This window comes from Bradyrhizobium sp. USDA 336 (assembly GCF_044908355.1).
In the GTDB taxonomy this organism is placed as follows: Bacteria; Pseudomonadota; Alphaproteobacteria; order Rhizobiales; family Xanthobacteraceae; genus Bradyrhizobium; species Bradyrhizobium yuanmingense.
The window spans coordinates 110221-129503 of sequence record NZ_JBIYDC010000001.1 but is presented as its reverse complement, the minus strand read 5'-3'; the positions used below and the strand labels follow the sequence as shown (position 1 = coordinate 129503).

11 protein-coding genes are annotated in these 19283 nt (G+C 54.3%); 8 read left to right on the top strand and 3 right to left on the bottom strand.

Annotation, left to right across the window (positions count from 1 at the left end; translation table 11 throughout):
* Positions 1-88: 88 nt before the first annotated feature.
* From traC to traG, 3 genes are read left to right on the top strand one after another with little or no spacing between them, the layout of a single operon-like run.
* Entirely contained in the window at positions 89-349 is a 261-nt protein-coding gene (traC, locus tag ABIA45_RS00615; protein WP_404650873.1) for a conjugal transfer protein TraC, read from the top strand.
* Between the two features lie 4 nt (positions 350-353).
* Positions 354-569 carry a type IV conjugative transfer system coupling protein TraD gene (gene traD, locus ABIA45_RS00610; protein ID WP_404650850.1) on the top strand — a complete coding sequence of 72 codons (216 nt, stop codon included), beginning with the start codon at positions 354-356 and terminating at the stop codon, positions 567-569.
* Positions 556-2487, top strand: coding sequence for a Ti-type conjugative transfer system protein TraG (traG, locus tag ABIA45_RS00605; protein WP_404650849.1), 1932 nt, complete (start codon positions 556-558; stop codon positions 2485-2487). The genes traD and traG overlap by 14 nt, the downstream gene beginning before the upstream one ends.
* Positions 2488-2720: 233 nt before the next feature.
* On the opposite strand, the gene ABIA45_RS00600 is transcribed toward traG, so the two are convergent.
* From ABIA45_RS00600 to ABIA45_RS00590, 3 genes are all read right to left on the bottom strand, one after another.
* Positions 2721-3122, bottom strand: coding sequence for a hypothetical protein (locus tag ABIA45_RS00600; protein ID WP_404650848.1), 402 nt, complete (start codon positions 3120-3122; stop codon positions 2721-2723).
* A gap of 518 nt (positions 3123-3640) precedes the next feature.
* Entirely contained in the window at positions 3641-3964 is a 324-nt protein-coding gene (locus ABIA45_RS00595) for a helix-turn-helix domain-containing protein (RefSeq protein ID WP_404650847.1), read from the bottom strand.
* Positions 3954-4328, bottom strand: a complete 375-nt coding sequence (locus tag ABIA45_RS00590) for a type II toxin-antitoxin system RelE/ParE family toxin (RefSeq protein WP_404650846.1) — start codon at positions 4326-4328, stop codon at positions 3954-3956. The genes ABIA45_RS00595 and ABIA45_RS00590 overlap by 11 nt, the downstream gene beginning before the upstream one ends.
* A 330-nt stretch (positions 4329-4658) precedes the next feature.
* On the opposite strand from ABIA45_RS00590, the gene ABIA45_RS00585 reads away from it, so the two are divergent.
* Genes ABIA45_RS00585 through ABIA45_RS00565 form a run of 5 tightly spaced genes read left to right on the top strand, consistent with a single transcriptional unit; the run spans position 4659 to position 19213 of the window.
* Positions 4659-6668, top strand: a complete 2010-nt coding sequence (locus ABIA45_RS00585) for a restriction endonuclease subunit M (protein WP_404650845.1) — start codon at positions 4659-4661, stop codon at positions 6666-6668.
* Positions 6669-6718: 50 nt separating this feature from the next.
* Positions 6719-8053 carry a hypothetical protein gene (locus tag ABIA45_RS00580; protein WP_404650844.1) on the top strand — a complete coding sequence of 445 codons (1335 nt, stop codon included), beginning with the start codon at positions 6719-6721 and terminating at the stop codon, positions 8051-8053.
* Entirely contained in the window at positions 8041-12192 is a 4152-nt protein-coding gene (locus ABIA45_RS00575) for a protein kinase (protein ID WP_404650843.1), read from the top strand. The genes ABIA45_RS00580 and ABIA45_RS00575 overlap by 13 nt, the downstream gene beginning before the upstream one ends.
* Complete coding sequence (locus ABIA45_RS00570; RefSeq protein ID WP_404650842.1) at positions 12189-13811, top strand: hypothetical protein; 1623 nt, start codon at positions 12189-12191, stop codon at positions 13809-13811. The genes ABIA45_RS00575 and ABIA45_RS00570 overlap by 4 nt, the downstream gene beginning before the upstream one ends.
* Positions 13808-19213: an ATP-binding protein gene (locus ABIA45_RS00565; protein ID WP_404650841.1), complete on the top strand. Its 5406-nt coding sequence runs from the start codon at positions 13808-13810 to the stop codon at positions 19211-19213. The genes ABIA45_RS00570 and ABIA45_RS00565 overlap by 4 nt, the downstream gene beginning before the upstream one ends.
* The last annotated feature ends 70 nt before the right edge of the window (positions 19214-19283 follow it).

Sequence of the window (19283 nt, the reverse complement as noted above, 5' to 3'; positions counted from 1 at the left end):
ACCCCGTTAATTACCCGGGTCGCGCTTCTCGCTTGCCCCGGCTTTCTTGTTGGGCGCTTCGCGCAAAGCAGAAGAAAGGTCTTCCGGAATGAAAAAGCCCTCGCGGCAGATCAGGGACGAAATCGCTCGGCTTCAGGATCAGCTGAAGCAGGCTGAAACGCGAGAGGCCGAGCGGATCGGCCGCATCGCGCTCAAGGCCGGGATGGGAGAGATCGAGATCGAGGAAGCCGCGCTGCTGACGGCGTTCGAGGAGATCGCCGGCCGGTTTCGCAAAGGCGGGAGCCGAACGGCGAAGGCGGCCGCGGCCGTCGCGCCTGGCGCGTCTTCGGGCGTGGCTGAACAGGGCTGAACGCATGCGCCGCTCCAATTCAACTCACGCCCGCAAGAAGGACACGCGGGAGAAGATCGAGCTCGGTGGCCTGATCGCCAAGGCCGGGCTGCGCTACGAGAAGCGCGCGCTGCTGCTGGGATTGCTGATCGATGCTGCCGACCGTCTGCGCGGCAACGAAGCGGAACGCGAGCGCCTGATGGCGATCGGCGCCAAGGCGTTCGGTCATGAAAGCAAATAAGATCGCATTGGCGATCGTCCCGGCCCTGCTGATGGCGGGCTTATGCCTTGCCCTCACCGGCATCGAAGCCTGGCTTTCGAAGTTCGGGACAACCCCGAAGGCGCACCTGGTGTTTGGCCGAATCGGCATCGCCCTGCCCTACGTGATCGCCGCGGCGATCGGCGTGGTCTTCCTGTTCGCGGCGGCCGGTGCGACGGCAATCCGCTCAGCCGGCTGGAGCGTCGTGTTCGGCGGCCTGCTCGTGGTCTCGATCGCCGCGTCGCGCGAGATCGCGCGCCTCCATTCCTTCACCAGTGCCCTGCCGGCCGGAGACCGGCTTCTCGCCTATGCCGATCCCTCGACCATCGCGGGAGCGATGATCGCTGCGCTTACGGCCGTGTTCGGTCTGCGTGTGGCCATGAGGGGCAACGCCGCCTTCGCGGCCGCTGAGCCGCGCCGCATCCGGGGCCGGCGCGCCATCCATGGCGAGTCCGACTGGATGGCGATGACCGAGGCTGCGCGGCTGTTCCCGGAGGCAGGTGGCATCGTGGTCGGGGAGCGCTATCGCGTCGATCGGGATGCGGTCACTGATCGGTCCTTCCGCGCCGATGACGCTGAGACATGGGGCGCCGGCGGCAAGTCTCCTTTGCTCTGTTTCGATGCGTCCTTCGGCTCGTCGCACGGCATCGTGTTTGCGGGTTCGGGCGGCTTCAAGACGACATCCGTGACGGTGCCGACGGCCCTCAAATGGGCCGGCGGATTGGTCGTCCTTGACCCCTCCAACGAGGTCGCACCGATGGTCACGGGACACCGGCACGGGGCGGGCCACCAGGTCTTCGTGCTCGACCCCCGCTCGTCAGCGATCGGCTTCAACGTGCTCGACTGGATCGGCCTACACGGCGCGACCAAGGAAGAGGACATTGCCGCAGTCGCGTCGTGGATCATGACCGACAATCCGCGCCAGGGCTCGGCGCGGGACGACTTCTTTCGTGCATCGGCGCTGCAACTGCTGACGGCCCTGATCGGCGATGTCTGCCTGTCCGGTCATACGGAAAAGAAGGATCAGCACCTCCGCCAGGTCCGCGCCAACCTGTCCGAGCCGGAGCCGAAGCTCCGCCAGCGGCTTCAGACGATTTACGACAACTCGGAGTCCGGATTCGTGAAGGAGAATGTCGCGCCCTTCATCGCCATGACCCCGGAGACCTTCAGCGGCGTCTACGCCAACGCGGTGAAGGAAACCCACTGGCTCTCTTATGCCAACTATGCCGCACTGGTGTCCGGGTCGAGCTTCACGACGGCCGAGCTCGCGGAGGGCCGGACGGACGTCTTCATCAACCTCGACCTGAAGACGCTGGAGAACCACGCCGGTCTCGCCCGGGTCGTCATCGGCTCCCTGCTCAACGCCATCTACAATCGCAATGGCGAAGTGAACGGCCGCACCCTGTTCCTGCTCGATGAGGTCGCTCGGCTCGGATACTTGCGCATTCTCGAAACTGCGCGCGACGCGGGACGCAAATACGGCATCAGCCTCTTGATGCTATATCAATCGATCGGCCAGATGCGCGAGGCCTATGGCGGACGTGATGCCACCAGCAAGTGGTTCGAGAGCGCGTCCTGGATCTCCTTCTCGGCGATCAACGATCCCGAGACGGCGGACTACATCTCGAAGCGTTGCGGCGACACGACGGTCGAGGTGGATCAGCTCAGCCAGTCCTCGCAAATGTCGGGTTCCTCCCGAACGCGGTCCAAGCAGCTGGCGCGCCGGCCGCTGATGCTGCCGCATGAGGTGCTGCGAATGCGGACCGACGAACAGATCATCTTCACCGCCGGGAACCCGCCGCTGCGATGCGGACGCGCCATCTGGTTCCGGCGCGCGGACATGCGGGCGTGCGTCGGCGAGAACAGGTTCCACCGGAGAGAAGCAGGTCGCCGTAGCTGATGATCGTGAAATCGCCGATCACCCACGAGATCGTCACGCAAATGCGCGGAAAACGCTTGCGGGCTCCGGCAGTGCGCTTCCCGGCCGCGCGAGTAGACCCGTCCCCGAAGGGTCTCGCCCAAACACTCCTACCGCTGCGAGATCAATTCCAAGACGGTGGACCTCCCGAGCCGAGCGAAACAGAGCCAGGACGAGAACGACATCCAGCTCCATGCGGATGTCCGAACATCGGCCTACGTATCGGGGAAATTGACGCGCAAGTAGTCAGTTGCCGCGTCGGCGGTAGCGAACGTCGCCAGTTGTTGCGGTGCCTCGTCCGGCCGCTGGGCCTGCCGGACCACCATGACCTGATCTGCGTCGAACTGGACGCAGGGGCGCTCCCGGAACTTGAGCCACTCCGCTTGCTTTGCCTCGGCCAGCGCACAGGCCGCATCGTAATCATCCGCGATGCCGAGATGGGTCGAACGGTCCCACGCCCCGCCATTCAGGCACCGCACCTCTATCCGGCCATCCGGCAACGTGACACCATAAGGACGATCCCACCATTGATCGAGCTGCGCCTTGCTTCGTGCGTCGTTCGCAGTCGCGTTGAAGGCCTTCGGCAGCTTGGGGTCGAGCGGAATTCTGTTTGGCATTCCTCTGATCAAGCCGAAATTGCCAGAACGCGGGCTGAATTGGGAGAGCTTAATTTAGCCGTGACCGTGTAACTCACGGTCGGCGCCCCGCCCGGCCCTTTTCGACGGGTCGTGGCCGCACTTTAAGGGTGTGTCGTCGTTCCGGGCGAGGATCCTAGCCTGTCAGGTATCATTGTTTGAGTCTCCCCGAGGGGGCTTCTGCTGCAGTTGAGCGCTTGGGATCGATCGATTGAGGCTGGCGGGTTGCCGCGCCCTTGCGAGAGGATCGTTACGCGAATGCGCGGAGACCGCATGCGGGCTCCGTGAGCGAAGCGAATAGAGCCGGCCCGAAGGGGCTCGCCCAATCCGTTATTGACCTGAGGCGAAGAGGTTGGGCTGTCGTAGGTCGCCGATGACGGTGGGTTGACACGAGCATCGCGAGGCAGGCAATCCACGAAGCCCTGAGCTTGAGGATCAACGAGGCTGTTGAAACCTGTCATAACGGCGCCCATGAACTACAGTCCAATGCAACTCGAGCCTTAAGCGAGAACTTTTAGCCCGTGCTTCTGGACAACCGTAAGCAGCTTGAGCGCCATCCCGCTCGGCCGCTTGGCACCGGTCTCCCACTTTTCAACCGTGCTTTCGCTCGTGTTGAGGTAGCGGGCGAACACCGGCTGACTAACATTGTTGGCCTCACGAAGCCGCTTGATTTGCGCGGGTTTGATCTCGGTCGGAACGGCCAGGTGACGCGCGTCGAAGTCACGCATCGTCGCCTTGTCGAGTGCGCCTACCTTGTGCAGCATGGCCGCAGACGAGTGGACCGCCTCGGAAATATCGCTCTTAAACTTACTCTTACTCGGCATGACATATCTCCGTCAGGTCTTTGTCCTCTAAGAGCTTGGCGATCTGTTCATCATTCAGTGCGGCATAGCTCTTTGCCAGGATGCGGAAATCCTCTAGTTCGTCATCCTCGATATTTGCCCGATCTTTTTTCGCGAACAGATATTCGTAAATCCAGTGTCGGCCGCCCTTCGCGAGAATGATGCTCCGGTGCATGTTCTTGTTCAGGCGCTTCTTGAAGACGCCGCCGCCCAAATCGTCGGCCTGGCCCTTCATCACCTCCTGAATTGCCTCGCATAGCTCGGCATCCTTGATGCGAGCTTTGCGCGCCGCCTTGGAGAACCACGCGGTTTTGAAAGTCCGCGTGGTTTTTTCAGCGTCGGCCATACCGGAAATGTAGCACTGGGTGCTATCGAAATCAAGACCTGCGCGATGAGATGTATAGCGAAATATCGCCGGCCGCAGAACATCACTTGAGGGCGGAATTGATCGGCCCATACACAGTTGGATCACCTAGAGTGGTGACACCGTTACCTATCGAACATCATATGTGGATTTGCCGAGCTAAGCCATTGATCGTAAGACAGTAACTCGTAGCATGAGTCGGCTATCAGTTCGGCGCTAACCTGAGAACGCAATCAGAGCCGCTCTGGCTGTTAGTTTTGTCGATCCGACTGGCTTGGTTGCGCGGTTACTTCGATTAGTGTGGGGGCAAAAGTGATTGATGACATCGGCCAAGGCGACGATGGCGACATCGTCCCAGAAGGGATGCTTGTTTGTGCTCTTACCGGTGAACATAAACCGGCAACGCCTCAAGAAGAAACGCTTCAATCTCTTATCGAGCAGCTTCATGGTGAGTATGGAATCCCGCTGAAGCAAATCAAGCGTGATGTTAGGATTCAGTGCGTTTCCGAAGAAGCGGGCAAGGAGCGAAATAGGACCCGCGTCGTCTCGTTGGCGGTCTACGAAAGCGATGACTCCGCGCTTGAGGATATTGTTCGAGTAGTGATTGTCGCGAAACCCTCAGCGAAGAGTAACAAGAATTCAATCGACGTCCTAGATGAGGTGCTCGGAAACCTCTCTCAAGACCGATCACAGGTCTTTGGAATTTGGACAAATGGAATTGAATTGTCGTTTCGCATGCGAACGTTTCACAGGCGTACCGGCGCTCCTGAATTTACCGATCTCACCGACATTCCAGCGCTCGATGAGAGCCTGGAAGAGCTCGAAACAGCGGATCGACGGCCCCTCCGCGTCGCATCCGGCGATTCACTTCTGCGAACATTCAGGCGTTGCCATGATTATCTTTACGGCAACCAAAACATGCGCGGTGACCGCGCGTTCTGGCAAATTTTATATTTGATCTTCGCAAAAATTCTTGACGAGCGATCGAGCGCACGCGAATTTTTTGTTGGGGCGACCGAGCGTAACTCTGAGAAGGGGCAGCGAGAGATTGCCAAGAGGATCAAGCACCTTTTTGCCAGAGTGAAGGACGAGTACGACGACGTTTTTGATGGAAACGAAGAAATCACCTTAAACGACAGAGCTTTATCCTTTATTGCTGCCGAACTCTCTCGCTACTCTTTTCTGAATACAGACACGGATGCGAAGGGTACTGCGTACGAGGCAATCACATCGACCACATTAAAAAGAGAGAGGGGTCAGTTCTTTACTCCCCGAAACGTAATAAAAATGATGATCGACATGATTGCGCCGACTCCCGACAAGAAGGTGCTTGATCCAGCGTGCGGAAGCGGGGGTTTCCTCGTTGTGGTGCTTTCCAGCATGCGGAAGCTGTTCCTGTCGCGAAACGAGTGCCCTTATCCAGAAAACCCTGTTCCCAGCGAACTGAAAAAGATCGATCCATCCATCCGTAAATACGCGGGCTCGTTTTTGTACGGCATCGATGTCGATCCCGAGCTACGCAAGGCCGCGCGTATGAATATGGTGATGAATAACGACGGACATGGAAATATATACAGCTTCAACAGTCTCGAATTTGGAATTCCCAAATTTGCTTCGCCGGAACAATCTACGTTTAGCAAGAAAAGTGGGGGCGGACACGGGCAATTTGACTACGTTGTAACTAACCCACCTTTCGGTGCCAAAATCCCTGTCGAAGATCCAGACATCCTCAGAGCATTTGAGCTGGGCTACACTTGGAAGAGATCTGGGGATGCATGGACTAAGCGCGAGCTGCAGAAAAAGGTGCCCCCCGAAATTCTATTTATCGAGACTTGCTGGAAGTTTCTGAAGCCCGGTACGGGCGTGGCGGCGATCGTTCTCCCAAATGGGATTTTAGGAAATCCCGGTGAGCAGATGGAGTTTGTCCGATGGTGGATGTTAAGGCACATGGAGTTACTGGCCAGCGTCGATTTACCTGCCGAGGCTTTTCTTCCACAAGTCTCCGTACAGGCTAGCTGTGTGTTTTTGCGACGTCGAGCAGACAATGAGATCAGGATGGCGGGATCAAAGGGTCCAGCACAACGGCCGGTTTTCATGGCAATCTCAGAAAATTGTGGACACGGACGTCGCGGGGAAGTGCAGTACGTACGCAATCTGGACGGTACTGAGAAAATTCAAACACGAACTGTGATCGAACGTCGCGAGAGAAATAGAAAGATAGATCAGATCGAACGCCTCGTCGCATCAAAGGACGTCGCGGATGATCTGCCGTGGATTGCTGAAGAATATCACCGGCTCTGCACCCAAACGGCTCAGAAATGAAGGCGATAACATTCGTTGCTAAGCATCCTCGGACGGCAGCGCTTCGAGCGTTGAATTACACACCCGAAATCGAAAAGATACGCGCCGCTAAGAAAGGCCGTTCAGTTCCGCTTCGTGACCTGCTTGCGAAAATGGGGCCTGCTTATGGAACAGTCTTTACCCGCAAAGACTGTGCCCCAGAGCGGGGCATCGAACTTTTATCTCAATCCGATATGTTCGCCTCCGAACCGCGAGGGCGAATTATCAGACGCGACTCGATGGGAAATCCTGACGCGCACGAGATCACTCGCTTCGACGTGCTTGTCGCAGGCGCGGGTACTTTAGGAGAAAACGAGCTTTACGGGCGATCTATAATTGCCGACCGGCGCCTAGTCGGCAAGTATGTCGGTCCGGATGCCATGTCTCTAATTTTCAAAGAGCCCGGTAATGATATTTCTCTTTTCGCGTATGCGTTTTTGGCCAGCCCGACCGGCGTTCGAGCCATTAGATCGACTAGTTATGGCACCAAAATTCTCAGGTTTCGCGATGATCTTTTTGGAACACTACCAATTCCAATCGTTAGCGAGGAAGTGACGAGACGCGTTGCTTCGCTTGTTAAAGTGGGCATTAAAGGCCGTGAATTGTACGACGAAAAGTTAAGAAGCGCTCGCGCAGTAGTCGATCAGCTGCAAGACATAAAGACCGCGACAGAGATGGGGACCGATCGGCGCATCTCGGCAGTAATGTGGGCCGGCCCCCTTGACACTATCTCAGCGTGGAACTTCGCATCGACTCGCGGAGCTTTCTCGTACCTCAGCTCTGCTTGGAAATCGCGCTTGCGGGATGCAATTGAGGACGGCGGTGCGTTCAATGGACCACGCTTCTCTCGGGTCGAGTGTGATCGACCGTATGGCATCGATTTCATGTCACAGCGAGACGTCTTTCTTATGCGCCCCATCCCACGTAGAATTGCTCGGCCGGCGATCTCAGACCGGCAGCTGCTCGTGCCATCGAATGCAATATTAGCAGGAAGCCACGGTCAGCTTTCTGACGGATCGCTGTTTGGGAAAGTTGAATTAGCCAGCTATTTGGGTGACAAATGCGGAGTTACACAGGACATCCTGAGAATTTTACCTCGAGACGGGCATCGGGCTGTCGCCTATACATTTTTATCAACTGGCGTCGGACAAGCGCTAATCAAATCAACAGCCGTAGGGACAAGTATCCCTTCGGTCAGGCTCGATCTGCTTCTGAATCTCCCTTATCCCGATCTTTCTTCTACTGACGCACAGCTAATTGAGTCACTTACTTCCGACGCAGAGCTCGCCCGGATGCAAGCGTCGGCCGCCGAAATTGAGGCTATTCGGATAATCGAAGAAGAGGTACTTCCAGAATGGCTCGTGTGATTGATGTCTCATCGGGAGGTGGCTTCGTCGGACCCTTTGAGCCGCGGGTGTGCGAGCAGTTAAAAAAGGAATTGCCTGACGATTATACTATAATTCCCAACTTTCAAATTAAGCATAAGCATCTGGGGGCATTCGAATTCGATCTCGTAGTACTTTCTCCGCACGCCATTTACGTAGTTGAAGAAAAAGAATGGTACGGCCGCCTTAGTGGTGACGATCAAGAATGGCTGCTCAACCAAAGTCCGAAGAAGTGTCCCCTCTGGCTAACAAACACAAAGTGCAAGGTTCTGAAGGGACAGCTCCGAGCCTTAGCAAATCTCGTGTATGTTGATCCCCTGCTAATTGTACCGGACGGAACTCAGATACAGGTAAACGGCAATTGGGGGAGCCACGTCGTTCATTTGAGTAGCGCCGCCACGTGGCTCAAAGATTCTAAAAGATTGGGGTCACGCGCATCGAATGTTAAGAGTGCTTACTCCCATATAGAAAAGGCCCTTCTCGGTCGAATGGCCAGCCGTATTCGCGGGCCCAGGCGGCGTGTGGCGGGTTTCGAGATCATAGAAACGCTCTATGCTGACGACTACTGCGGAGAATATATCGCGAGGCGTTCGCATGTTGCGGATGACGCGAGTCGCTTTCGTGTTCGAACATGGCGACTAGATCGCAGCGGGACTCCCCAAGTCGTTGAAAAGCGAAAGGCGATTATCCGTCGACCTACCGAAGCCGTGGCGAAGATCGGTCGCCATCCAAACCTCCTTCCTGTCCTGCACTTCGACTTCATAGATGACGATAATGAGTTCTATGAAGTTACTGAATGGTCCGAATACGGCACGCTGCATGGGTATCTTAACAACCCTGATCGCGAGCAGCTCACTTTGCGGGAACGTTTGGAGATTGCCGCGGGTGTGGCATCGGCCCTCACAGAAATTCACGCACGCGGCGTGGTCCATCGAAATGTTTGTCCCGAAGCAGTCCTCGTCGGGTATGACTATCTCCCCCGGTTGACTGATTTCGATCGCGCCTTTCTTGAGGGAAACATTTCGGTATTTGAAGGAACCGAAGCGAGGCGCAACTTAGCATTTATTCCTCCAGAGCTTGAAAACGTATCATCTTACGATTTCGATACCGCATCAGATATGTATTCGTTCGGCGTGCTTTTGTATCAGCTACTCACTGATACAGTTCCATTCGACGGGCCAAGCGAGGCTCGATCCTCTAAAGGTATGCCTCCAAAATTGCCTTCCCAGTTCCGAGAAGGAGTTGATGCGCGTCTGGATGAACTGATCCTAAATCTTCTCAGCACGAGCAATTTTCATGAGCGACCAAGTGCGCTGAATGCAGGGAAAACTCTTCAAGACTTGTTAAGTGCCGGTTCTTCCTCCGCAGAGATATTGCCCCCGGAAACCTCGCCCGCCCGGTTTGAAGCGGGAAGTTTGGTAGACGGCGTGTGGCGCATTGACGGACTTCTTGGTCAAGGGGCATTTTCCCGCGTTTACCGCGTCTTTCACTTAGACCACCAAAAAACCTACGCGATGAAACTACTTACGAATATTAGCAATCAAGATCTCACGATCCATGAGTGGCGCGACGCCGGCAAAATGCCGCCGCACCCCAACGTTGCGAAGATCATCTGGATGGATCGTCTCGCGCCCCCTGATCAAACTCCCTATGTGCTCTATGAATTCATCGAGGGCGAGACGATCGAACCCTACTGCGACGGGCGCAAACGATTCGCCTGGCCGGATGTTAAGCGCGTAGGCGCTGAGCTTCTTGATGGATTGGCCGCGATGCATGCTGCCAATATCGTTCACAGAGATATCAAGCCGGCAAATTTGCTGCTGGAGCTACCCACTGATCGACTGAAGCTCATAGATTTCAACATCGCAACATTCATCGGTGATGCTTCCGGTCGGGCAGGAACTCCACGCTACTGTCCACCGGATGCCGGTCAGCCATCCTGGGGCGAACAGGACGATCTGTTTTCTGTGGGAGTCGTGCTGTATGAACTGATACTCCAGAGACACCCGTACCCCCAAGACGACCCGTCGAAAGGAAGCCCCTTTCTTCCAAATGATATCCTACCGGAGCTCGACACCCTTTCATCTGAGCTGAATACGTTCTTATTTAAAGCCGTCCAACCTACTCGAAACGAGCGTTTTCAGTCCGCCAGTGAAATGCTCGAGGCTTTCAAATCTATTGAAGCCGTTTACGCAGCCCGGGTGCAATCGGTGTCGCGCGAGGGAAGGTTTCCCGGCTTAACTCTTTTGCCGAACGAAGCAGCACGACGAAATTACAATCCTTACGTGACGCGATTGCTCACCCTCTATAGTCAGGCGCGTGAAACAAACGCTGGGACAAGAGGGCTGGACGAAATTGCTCGGATTACGTATGTCCCCACCCGACTGGATAATAAGCTAGCACCAGCTATCGCAAGCGGAAACTTTCGCCTCGTGATCGTAACGGGGAATGCCGGTGATGGTAAGACTGCGTTCCTCCAGCAAATAGAAAAATCCTTTCATGCCAGTACCAGTGTAGTCGGCCTTCGTAGTGGGAATGGTTCACGATGGAGCCGCGACGGCATCGACTACGAAACGAACTACGATGGCTCTCAAGATGAGGGCGATCGTACAAGCGACGAAGTATTAGCACAATTTTTTGCTCCGTTCGAAGGACCATCACTAGTTGGCTTGGGAGTGAGCGCCGCACGCCTTATCGCCATAAACGAAGGTCGTCTTCTTGACTTTCTCGCTCACAGTCGATTCTCAAAAAACTTCGTTGGGCTTAACGGATTCGTCCATGACGCGTTAGCGGGTAAAGCGCAACCCAACCAAGCACTCCTTGTTAACCTGAATCTCCGCGCCGTCACAGCAGGAGGCGATGAGTCGCTGATCGAGAAGCAACTAGTTAAGATGCTCGATGAAGACATCTGGGCCGCCTGCAAGGCATGTGAACACAAAGTTAGATGCCCGATTAAACACAATGTCGATACGTTAGGTGATCCAGCCTCTGGCATAGAAACGCGTAGACGCGTTAGACGGCTGTTCGAAATTGTTCATCTGCGCCGGCGTGCTCACATTACCATGCGTGATCTGCGCTCAGCCCTCTCTTGGATGATTTTGCGCGATCACAGCTGCGACGATGTGGCTAAGCTTCTCAGTCGCCGAGATCCGGGCGTTACCAAAGCGCTGGCATCACTTTATTACCCTGAAGCGTTTGCAGATCGTGAGCCTGCGGCAATGCAACAACGGAGAAATCGAGATGAACTCCGCGACGAGCGCATCATTGACCGCTTAGTTCGGAAGCTCCGAGAATCTGACGTGGGCCTTGTCAACCTCCCAACCTTAGATCGTCGACTCGATCACTCTCCTCAAAACGCCGTGCCTTGGATGACGTATGAAAGGCGCTCAAACGAAGCGGAAAAGATACTGGGTGAGCTGTGGAACAGTGCGTTAAAACTGAGCGACGAAGCCGATTTCAAGGATGTACTTGAAAACCGACGCGCGGCTTTGGCTCATTGGCGGAGGCGCGCTTTTTTCGAAAGAAGAGATGCTGGTTGGGAACAGCAACTTCCCTACCGGTCATCAAGGACGCTCGAAGAAATAATTGAGCAACCTGCTGGAGAGAAGCGTCTCGATGCTTGTCGCCGCTTAAGAGATATTGCAATCGACGCGATGTCTCTATCAGAAGGACTTCTTAGCTCAAAGGTCTCCAAGAATTTTCTCGCGCTGCGTATCAGCCGGATCAAAGACTCGAAGGTTCGAAGTTATCGACTCTTTCCAAAAGACAGTTTTGAAGTACGGGTACCCTCCCCAGTTAACGTACAGTATCTAGAATACGCTCCTGATTTTGTGGAGTTGATATCTGAACATGGGAATGGACATGCCCGCCTTCGGATCTCTCTCGATTTGTTAGAGATGTTAGAATTGATCCGTAGCGGCTATCGTCCAACCATGAGTGATCTGCAGGGCTTGTTCGTAAATTTGCTTATCTTCCGGAATGAACTCCTCGCCACCCATTTTGATCGACTACTGGTAACGCCGGATGACCAGAGTTTCTTTGAGATTGAAGCGCAGGGCGGCAGCAACGGCATAGCGCTTAAACTCTCTCCCCATATGATCGCGGCGGAAACATCCCCATGAAGTTAAGGAAGCAAGATCAGGAGTTTCGAAACCCAAAAGTATTCTATCCGGATCCTAAGAACGTCGATCTTGACCGCGTTCTCATCAATTTGTTTCTGCTGCTGCGATGCGATGGAACGCGTCCCGCTACGCGTGGGCGCGCTAAAGCGGAGTTCGAGCAGGTTCGTGCTCACGTTGAAACGCTGGCGGCCATGCCCGGTGTGACGGGTATGCTGGAGAACAGAGAAATTGCTCAGCAATGGCTCGAAACAGACATTTTTGACCTAGTGAACCGAAATCGCCCCACTGAAGCTATCGCATCGCTGCGACCACTCCATCTTGATGCCCACAAGATACGCGTTTCAAAATACTGTCGCGACTACAATCATGCCGACGCCCTTTACGCAATGCTGGAGCATGGTGATCGGCAAGCATTGGTGGATCTACGAAAGTACTTGGAGCGAGGACGAGACCCAGCCACCGGCAGATTTGATGGTGCAACGCATCTCGATCTCGAGACACTAACAGTCTTGAAGTTAGTCGAGGACTTGCCGAACATGCATCCTTCCGGAGAGAAGGTTGCCAATTTTGCTCCAGTTTGCGTTGGGCAGTCGCGCATACTGGGTGATGACGTCCAACGGCTATTGGCCTATCAAGACGTCATCCCAAGGCCGGTAATGATTGATTATCTCAAAGCTATCTTTGGCCTGCACATCGGACTGTTCACGCTTCGGGTCGGACGTCAATTGTCCGGTTGGGTGAAAGACCGGGCACCAAACACGAAGTGCCAATCGTGCCCTGTTCAAGGTGCATCGGACGCGCCGTTCCGGGACTGCCCCTATCAACTCAGTTTTACGGTTGATATGGGGAGCGATTTTCGAACTCGGATGGCGCAGCTCGCACAGCAGGACGCTGCAAGCGAGTACAGCGGTTTAATTCACTTGATAAAATCGATCTTCTCAGTGAACCAACTCCTGCGCTATGCGCAAGAGGAGAAGCTCGGAACTTCGCCAGCTGAAGTTGTTGCGCTGTTGACCGATCCGCCAGACGGATTCGAGGCAGACTTCAAAGCCCAATTGAAGGAGCTCAGACGATTAAACGAAGATAATGAGGAGGTTCCCGTCGAAGTACAGTCGATCTTAGACGCCGGATTACCACCGTTTGATACATTTGTCGAAATCGTGACTCATATTCGTCAGAAGCATCATATGACTTATCTTGTTCAGATGCTGGACAAATTATTTCAGAAGAATTCTTCTTTTGGAGCGCTGATACAAGGGCGATCGAAAGCGAATCCTCGTCGTTGGCACCTGGGCGGACGGCTATTGGAGGTGTTTGTACAGCTGGCGGTGCTACGCGCAGATGGGGACGGAATAAACAGGCAGTTTTCCACGAAGCCAATGCTAATCGACGATTTTTTGCGTTGGATTGAAAGAAGGTATGGCTTTGTAATAGGTCCCTCGACGCTTTCTGGGCGCAAGCCTACAACACTCGACGAGCACCGCGCGTTCCGGGAAAATCTTCGGGCATTGAAAGATCGCCTCCGCGAAATCGGCTTTTATGACGACTTAAGTGACGCTTACAATGCGCAGACCGTTAAGCCGCGGTACATTCTCGCTCAGCATGACCTTAGCAAATGACTGATCTAATCACGAACGCGACTGAGGAAGACCTCCACGAATTTGTGGCGACGCAGATCCTTCCGATGATGGTTAGCGCCTTGGAGAAGGCCGGCGCCGGTCAACGCCTTAGGGTAACATCCCTTCCGCCTTCGGTTATGCGGCATATTTGCCAGAAGCTTCAAGGCGACGCTCGATGGTTTGCTAAAGTACTAGCAGACGAAGTCACCCCTGAAGACTGGCAGGCAACGGCTACCAAAATCATTGAACTACGCAATACGCTGCAGCAGCCGTTATTGGTTTTCATCCCGCAAGGCTTGCGGAACGCGGCCGAGGATTCTCTCGATATTGCGACATTCACTGAACTCTCCATGACGTCAGTCGCCAACGATTTGGTTGAGGCCCTTCTCAAAGACATCGAGAAGCCTCTCCAAGAGGCGATGCGTGAAATGCTCGGCAGGCTCAGGCTTGAAAAGTTCACGCGCCATGCCGATGAAGAAGTGCAATATCTATTGACCGTCAAGAAGAACGGTGGAACTCCGGAGAAGGCGGGAGGTGCGCTGTATGCATTGGGCCTAATACCCGACTTCGCTCTTTTCACCCGTGGTTCTCACATCCAATGGCTGTCGCGCAATCAGGCTGTCTGTGGATTTCTTGGGGATATTGCGCAGCCATTGCAGTCGCGGCTCGCACGTCTGCGAGTAACACCCAATACACTTCAGCCGGAACTGTTTCGTTTTCTACGCAATCGCCAATCGGATGATATTCGCATATGGGCTAAACACGTTGCCTGCGACCAGCAGTATCGTCATCTTGCGTTCGATAAATGGCAGTTCTCCGACACACTAAATGAGCGAGAACTGCGCTTAATTTTGGAGCCGCTTACGCTCCCTGTTCAAGGCGCGGACATTGTACCCGGAGCAGTCCGGCTTCCAGTACTTAATTTAGCTGGAAAAGAAGCTCTTAAAGTCGCCTTTCGCTCCGCACCTAAACCAAGTCAGTATCCTTCGTGGAAGCATTTCCGCGTTCAAATTCTCTCCGTTGAGGATGACGGGCCATCAGTCGCGTGGGAAAGCAATAATTACCCACGAACATCGGGCCCCAATTCTCGCATCACGAGGTCGGTACGAGTTACAGATCTGCAGTTCTTAGAAGAAGGTACGTATTACATAAAGGTTGAAGCGTACGACAGCGACGGCGCCCTTCTTAACGCCAGCCCAAGACTAATCGACCCTGAGGACGCGACCAGCCGCGCGGAAAATGAATCCGAAAGGTTTTTGGTCCTTCGCGAGGACACCATTCCGCAACCCGAGGATTCCAGATCGGTATTGGTTTCCTCACTTATGGACGGATGGATGCATGTCGCCGCGAAGTCGCTCGGTGGAAAGGTGCAAGATGAATTGCCTAATCTAAGTGATGCAAATGGCGCGTGGGATGAACCTGTAGGGGCAGCACCTCGATCCGACGTTCATTTTGAGCTCGAAGGCCCCGGCTTCGCAGGATTGGCAATCTCTGTGCCTTCTCTAATGCGAAAGGTACAAGTTGCTATCCTTCAGAATCCTAAACGGGTCGGAAAGCACTACCTTTCGCTCTCCAGGGTGCGGTCTGCAGCGGACATCGAACTAAGTTATGATGATGACTTCCTGCCAGACCATCTCCTAACTAAAGCATTTTTCGATGCACGCGCGGAAGTGTGTCGCTTGATTCTGAGAGACCACATTGCCGAAGGGGCCGACTCCGATGAACTTGCCCGGCGCGCAGGCATCGTAGAAACAGTCAATTTACTAGATCATCAGGCAGCCATCGATAAGTACGTAGACACGTATCTTAAGCTAGGATCGTTTGCGCTCGAAACCGGTGGCGCCAATGGTATGAGACCACAAGTATTAGCGTCTTTGGACGTTGTCGAACTGCGGTGGCGCTCTTCCGTAGGCGACCCGGGACGAGCGCTTCTTCTCTCGCCCACTCATCCACTCCGGTTGGCCTGGCATCTTGCGCATGCTCGGTTATGTGTCGACTCAATTAATTCGTGGTCGGACTCCACCCATGCTGTGCCATCCTGGCGTAGATTCGTTGGACAACTCCGGAACGATCTCATTCCAGCTAACTTGCCTATGGTTGTCTTTGATCGCAAAGGCCGAGGATATGTCGAGCATACCCCCCTAACCCCTTTCTGGCCACTGTACTTGCTTGATCGAGGAGTAGCGGATGCTCCGCTAGACGCTGCTGCCGCACGCGATCGGATCCTTGGCGCAATGGGGATGAGCAATCGCTCGATTCTGTTGAGCGCAGTAAGCTCCGAGGATATTGCGACAAGAATATTTGAGTATCTACAGCAGCATCCCTATGCGGAACAGTTGCGACTGAACGTGTTCAATCCCGGTGATGGTAGATTTGTTGCAGACGTCTTGCGAGCAGTTGAGCGCCGGCGGCTCAGCATTGATAAGAGAAACGCGCCGGCTTTACGATACGCCGTTCATCTTTTTGCAGCAACTAACCAACTAGACCTTGTCGCCGATGGACTTGAAGCTCTTCTCGACCCAGAACGCCAAGTGAGCGAAGACGACGAGTTTACGCTAGCGTCCAGTAATCATTTGCTTCCGAAGTTGGTGTTTGCCAGAAATACAATAGAGGAGTTTTTACAAGCACCTGAACGTTACGCAGCGCATGTCACGATACTGCATGAGCAATTCATTGCACATAGTCGCATCGCGCGTGTCGACCATTTGCGACGCGGGTCCTTTGTTTCAGGATTGGTTCAAGAGCCAGAAGTACAAATCGAGACTTCGGGACAATTTTTTGGGTGGACTAAAGGCCTGCGTCCTGAACCAGATGCGAGCTCGTCAGGTCCAGACATGGGGTCTGCTCTAGCTATAATGCAGCGCCTATGCGCATCCGTTGCACTCGGCAAAACTCCCGCTCAAGGCTTAGCTCCGGTCATTGCTTTGAACTTAGATCCAAGCGCCCAGGCGCTTCTGAGGCGGGTGCACGACTATAGCGACTGGGTCGTTACCATCGACCGCAATCTCGGACTGGATTATTTTGATAGCCCTAGTGCGGCAAATGAAGCAGGATACCTTCTAGACTTTGCTCCGGAGTATTTGAACGAGGATCGCCAACGTCTTCTTCTTACAACCCGAAGCGCTATCGAACTGGAAGATCTAATTCGACCTGCCCTTTCAAGATTCGAACTCCTATTAAGTGATGGAGATGAAGCAGTCGTTCTGGAAGCCATTCGATCCCTGTCCGGACGACTCGCCCTTAGGTTTGAATCTGCCCGAACTCATTCGTCTGAAGTTGTGGGACTATTGTTGGCCCGATGGTTGTTAGAAAGAGTCGGCATTCTTTCCGACCGCATTGTTATTCCGCTCGACGCGCATCGAAGTTGGTTTCGGCAGGAAAGTGCGGAACAGGAGGTGTCGTCTCAAAAACGTGCTGATCTTCTGTTGGTCGGGTTTGGCAATGACAATACCCTTCGCCTTGACATTGTCGAAGTAAAGCTAAGAACCGAACTTGCTGGCTCACCCGCTCGTACACAGCTTTACAGGAACATGTACGATCAGGTTGAGAACACTCAATCGCGCATCCGCGAACTGTTCGATCCTCACCATTACTCGTTGCCAAGAGCAGATTTTGCATTGAAAGCGAAAGAGCTCGGGACCATCCTATCATTCTACGTTCGACGTGCGGTCCGTTACGAGCTTCTGAGCAAAGCAGCAGGTGACTCTGCTTTGGCTAGGATCGAAAGACTCGACCAAGGGTATCAATTTGACATTCGACCGCTCGGTGTCGTTTTCGAACGGGCCGGCGTGGGTATCCATGAGGATGAGGACGAACCTGGATTTCGTGTCTATCGATTTGGTGGAGATGTAGCTCAGCAACTCCTATCGTTTGCGGTTAATCGCCATGCGGAGCGAACGAGCGATCGGAGCCTTATGTCGGATGGTCGAAGATCTTACCTCAAGCCGTCGCCCGCGCCTCCTATTTCCAACCCGGAGCTTGAGTCATTCCGGACCCTACTTGCTGTCCCCCCACTTGAGAAGTCGACTGCGCCCGATATTGAGTTACCGGTAGCAGCCTCGAATGAAATCGTGAAGACAGCGGATGGGCAAGAAGCGGCTGCGTCTTTTGGCGCGGCGGATGAGGCGCGTACGAATAATGATCAGCCAGAGCCGCCGATCACCTCTCCTCAGGATGGCGTTGAGAGGTTGAATCTGCCAGATATTCTGCTGGGGGCGAGCAATTTCTCACCGCAATTTGGAATACTTGGAAAAAGCGCGGATAAGACTGTCGCAATCGACCTGAATGGGTGCAACACTATCAGCCTGTTCGGAGTTCAGGGTTTTGGGAAATCGTACACCCTCGGCACGATTGCTGAAATGGCGACCACTCAAGTCGACGGCATTAGTGTTTTGCCCTCTCCTCTCGCCACTGTGATATTTCATTATCATAAATCCGATGCTTACGAACCCGAGCACGCGGCAGCTGTACGTCCCAATCAGAAGCAATCCGAAATAGAAAGATTGCTATCGGATTACGGCGCCCGGCCCAAGGGACTGCAGGATGTCGTACTGCTAGTGCCCGCCGCAAAAGTGCAGCAGCGTAGAGGCGAGTATCCGGGAATCGATGTGGAACCAATCCAGTTCAGTTCGGCAGAGCTCGGAGCTGAAAGCTGGAAATACCTTCTGGGCGCTTATGGCAATGATTCGCTGTATGTCCGTCAGTTAGTAGCGATCATGCGACAGCACCGAGGTGAATTGACGCTGGATCTTTTCCGTCGCGAGATTGAAGCAGCTGAATTGTCGAAGGGGGCACGCCAGCTGGCCGAAGACAGGATTCGCCTTGCCGAGCCATACATCAACGACAGCAAGAGGATGGGCCAGCTTCTTCGTCCGGGCCGCACCGTAATAGTAGATCTGCGTGATGAATGGATTGAAAAAGATGAAGCACTTGGGCTTTTCGTTGTAATGCTTAGAATTTTTTCGGCTCAAAGGCATGAGAGTCGGGAATTCAACAAGCTGGTCGTTTTCGACGAAGCTCATAAATACATGTCAGAGTCGGCGTTGATTGGACAGGTCGTTGAAACCATTCGCGAAATGCGACACCAAGCCACAAGCGTGGTTATCGCCAGTCAAGATCCGCTTTCCGTTCCCCGCGCTGTAGTAGAGCTGACTTCGGTACTGATCCTGCATCGAATGACATCGCCACAGTGGCTCAAACATCTAAAAGGCGCGATCGCTGCACTTGACGACGTAAGTGAAACGCAACTCGCGGCGCTTAAGCCCGGCGAGGCCCTTATTTGGGCTCAAAGAAGCACCGACAAACGCTACACTATTCGACCCCAGAAACTCGTGATCAGACCGCGCTTTACGCAGCATGGCGGCGGTACAAGAACCGCAGTATCCGGGTCAACCGTTAGATGATTCCGGCGACCAAAGCTCCGATACCGCAGCTTCCGTACTTGGGCTTGAGTCGAGATTTGTCTTGTTCCGT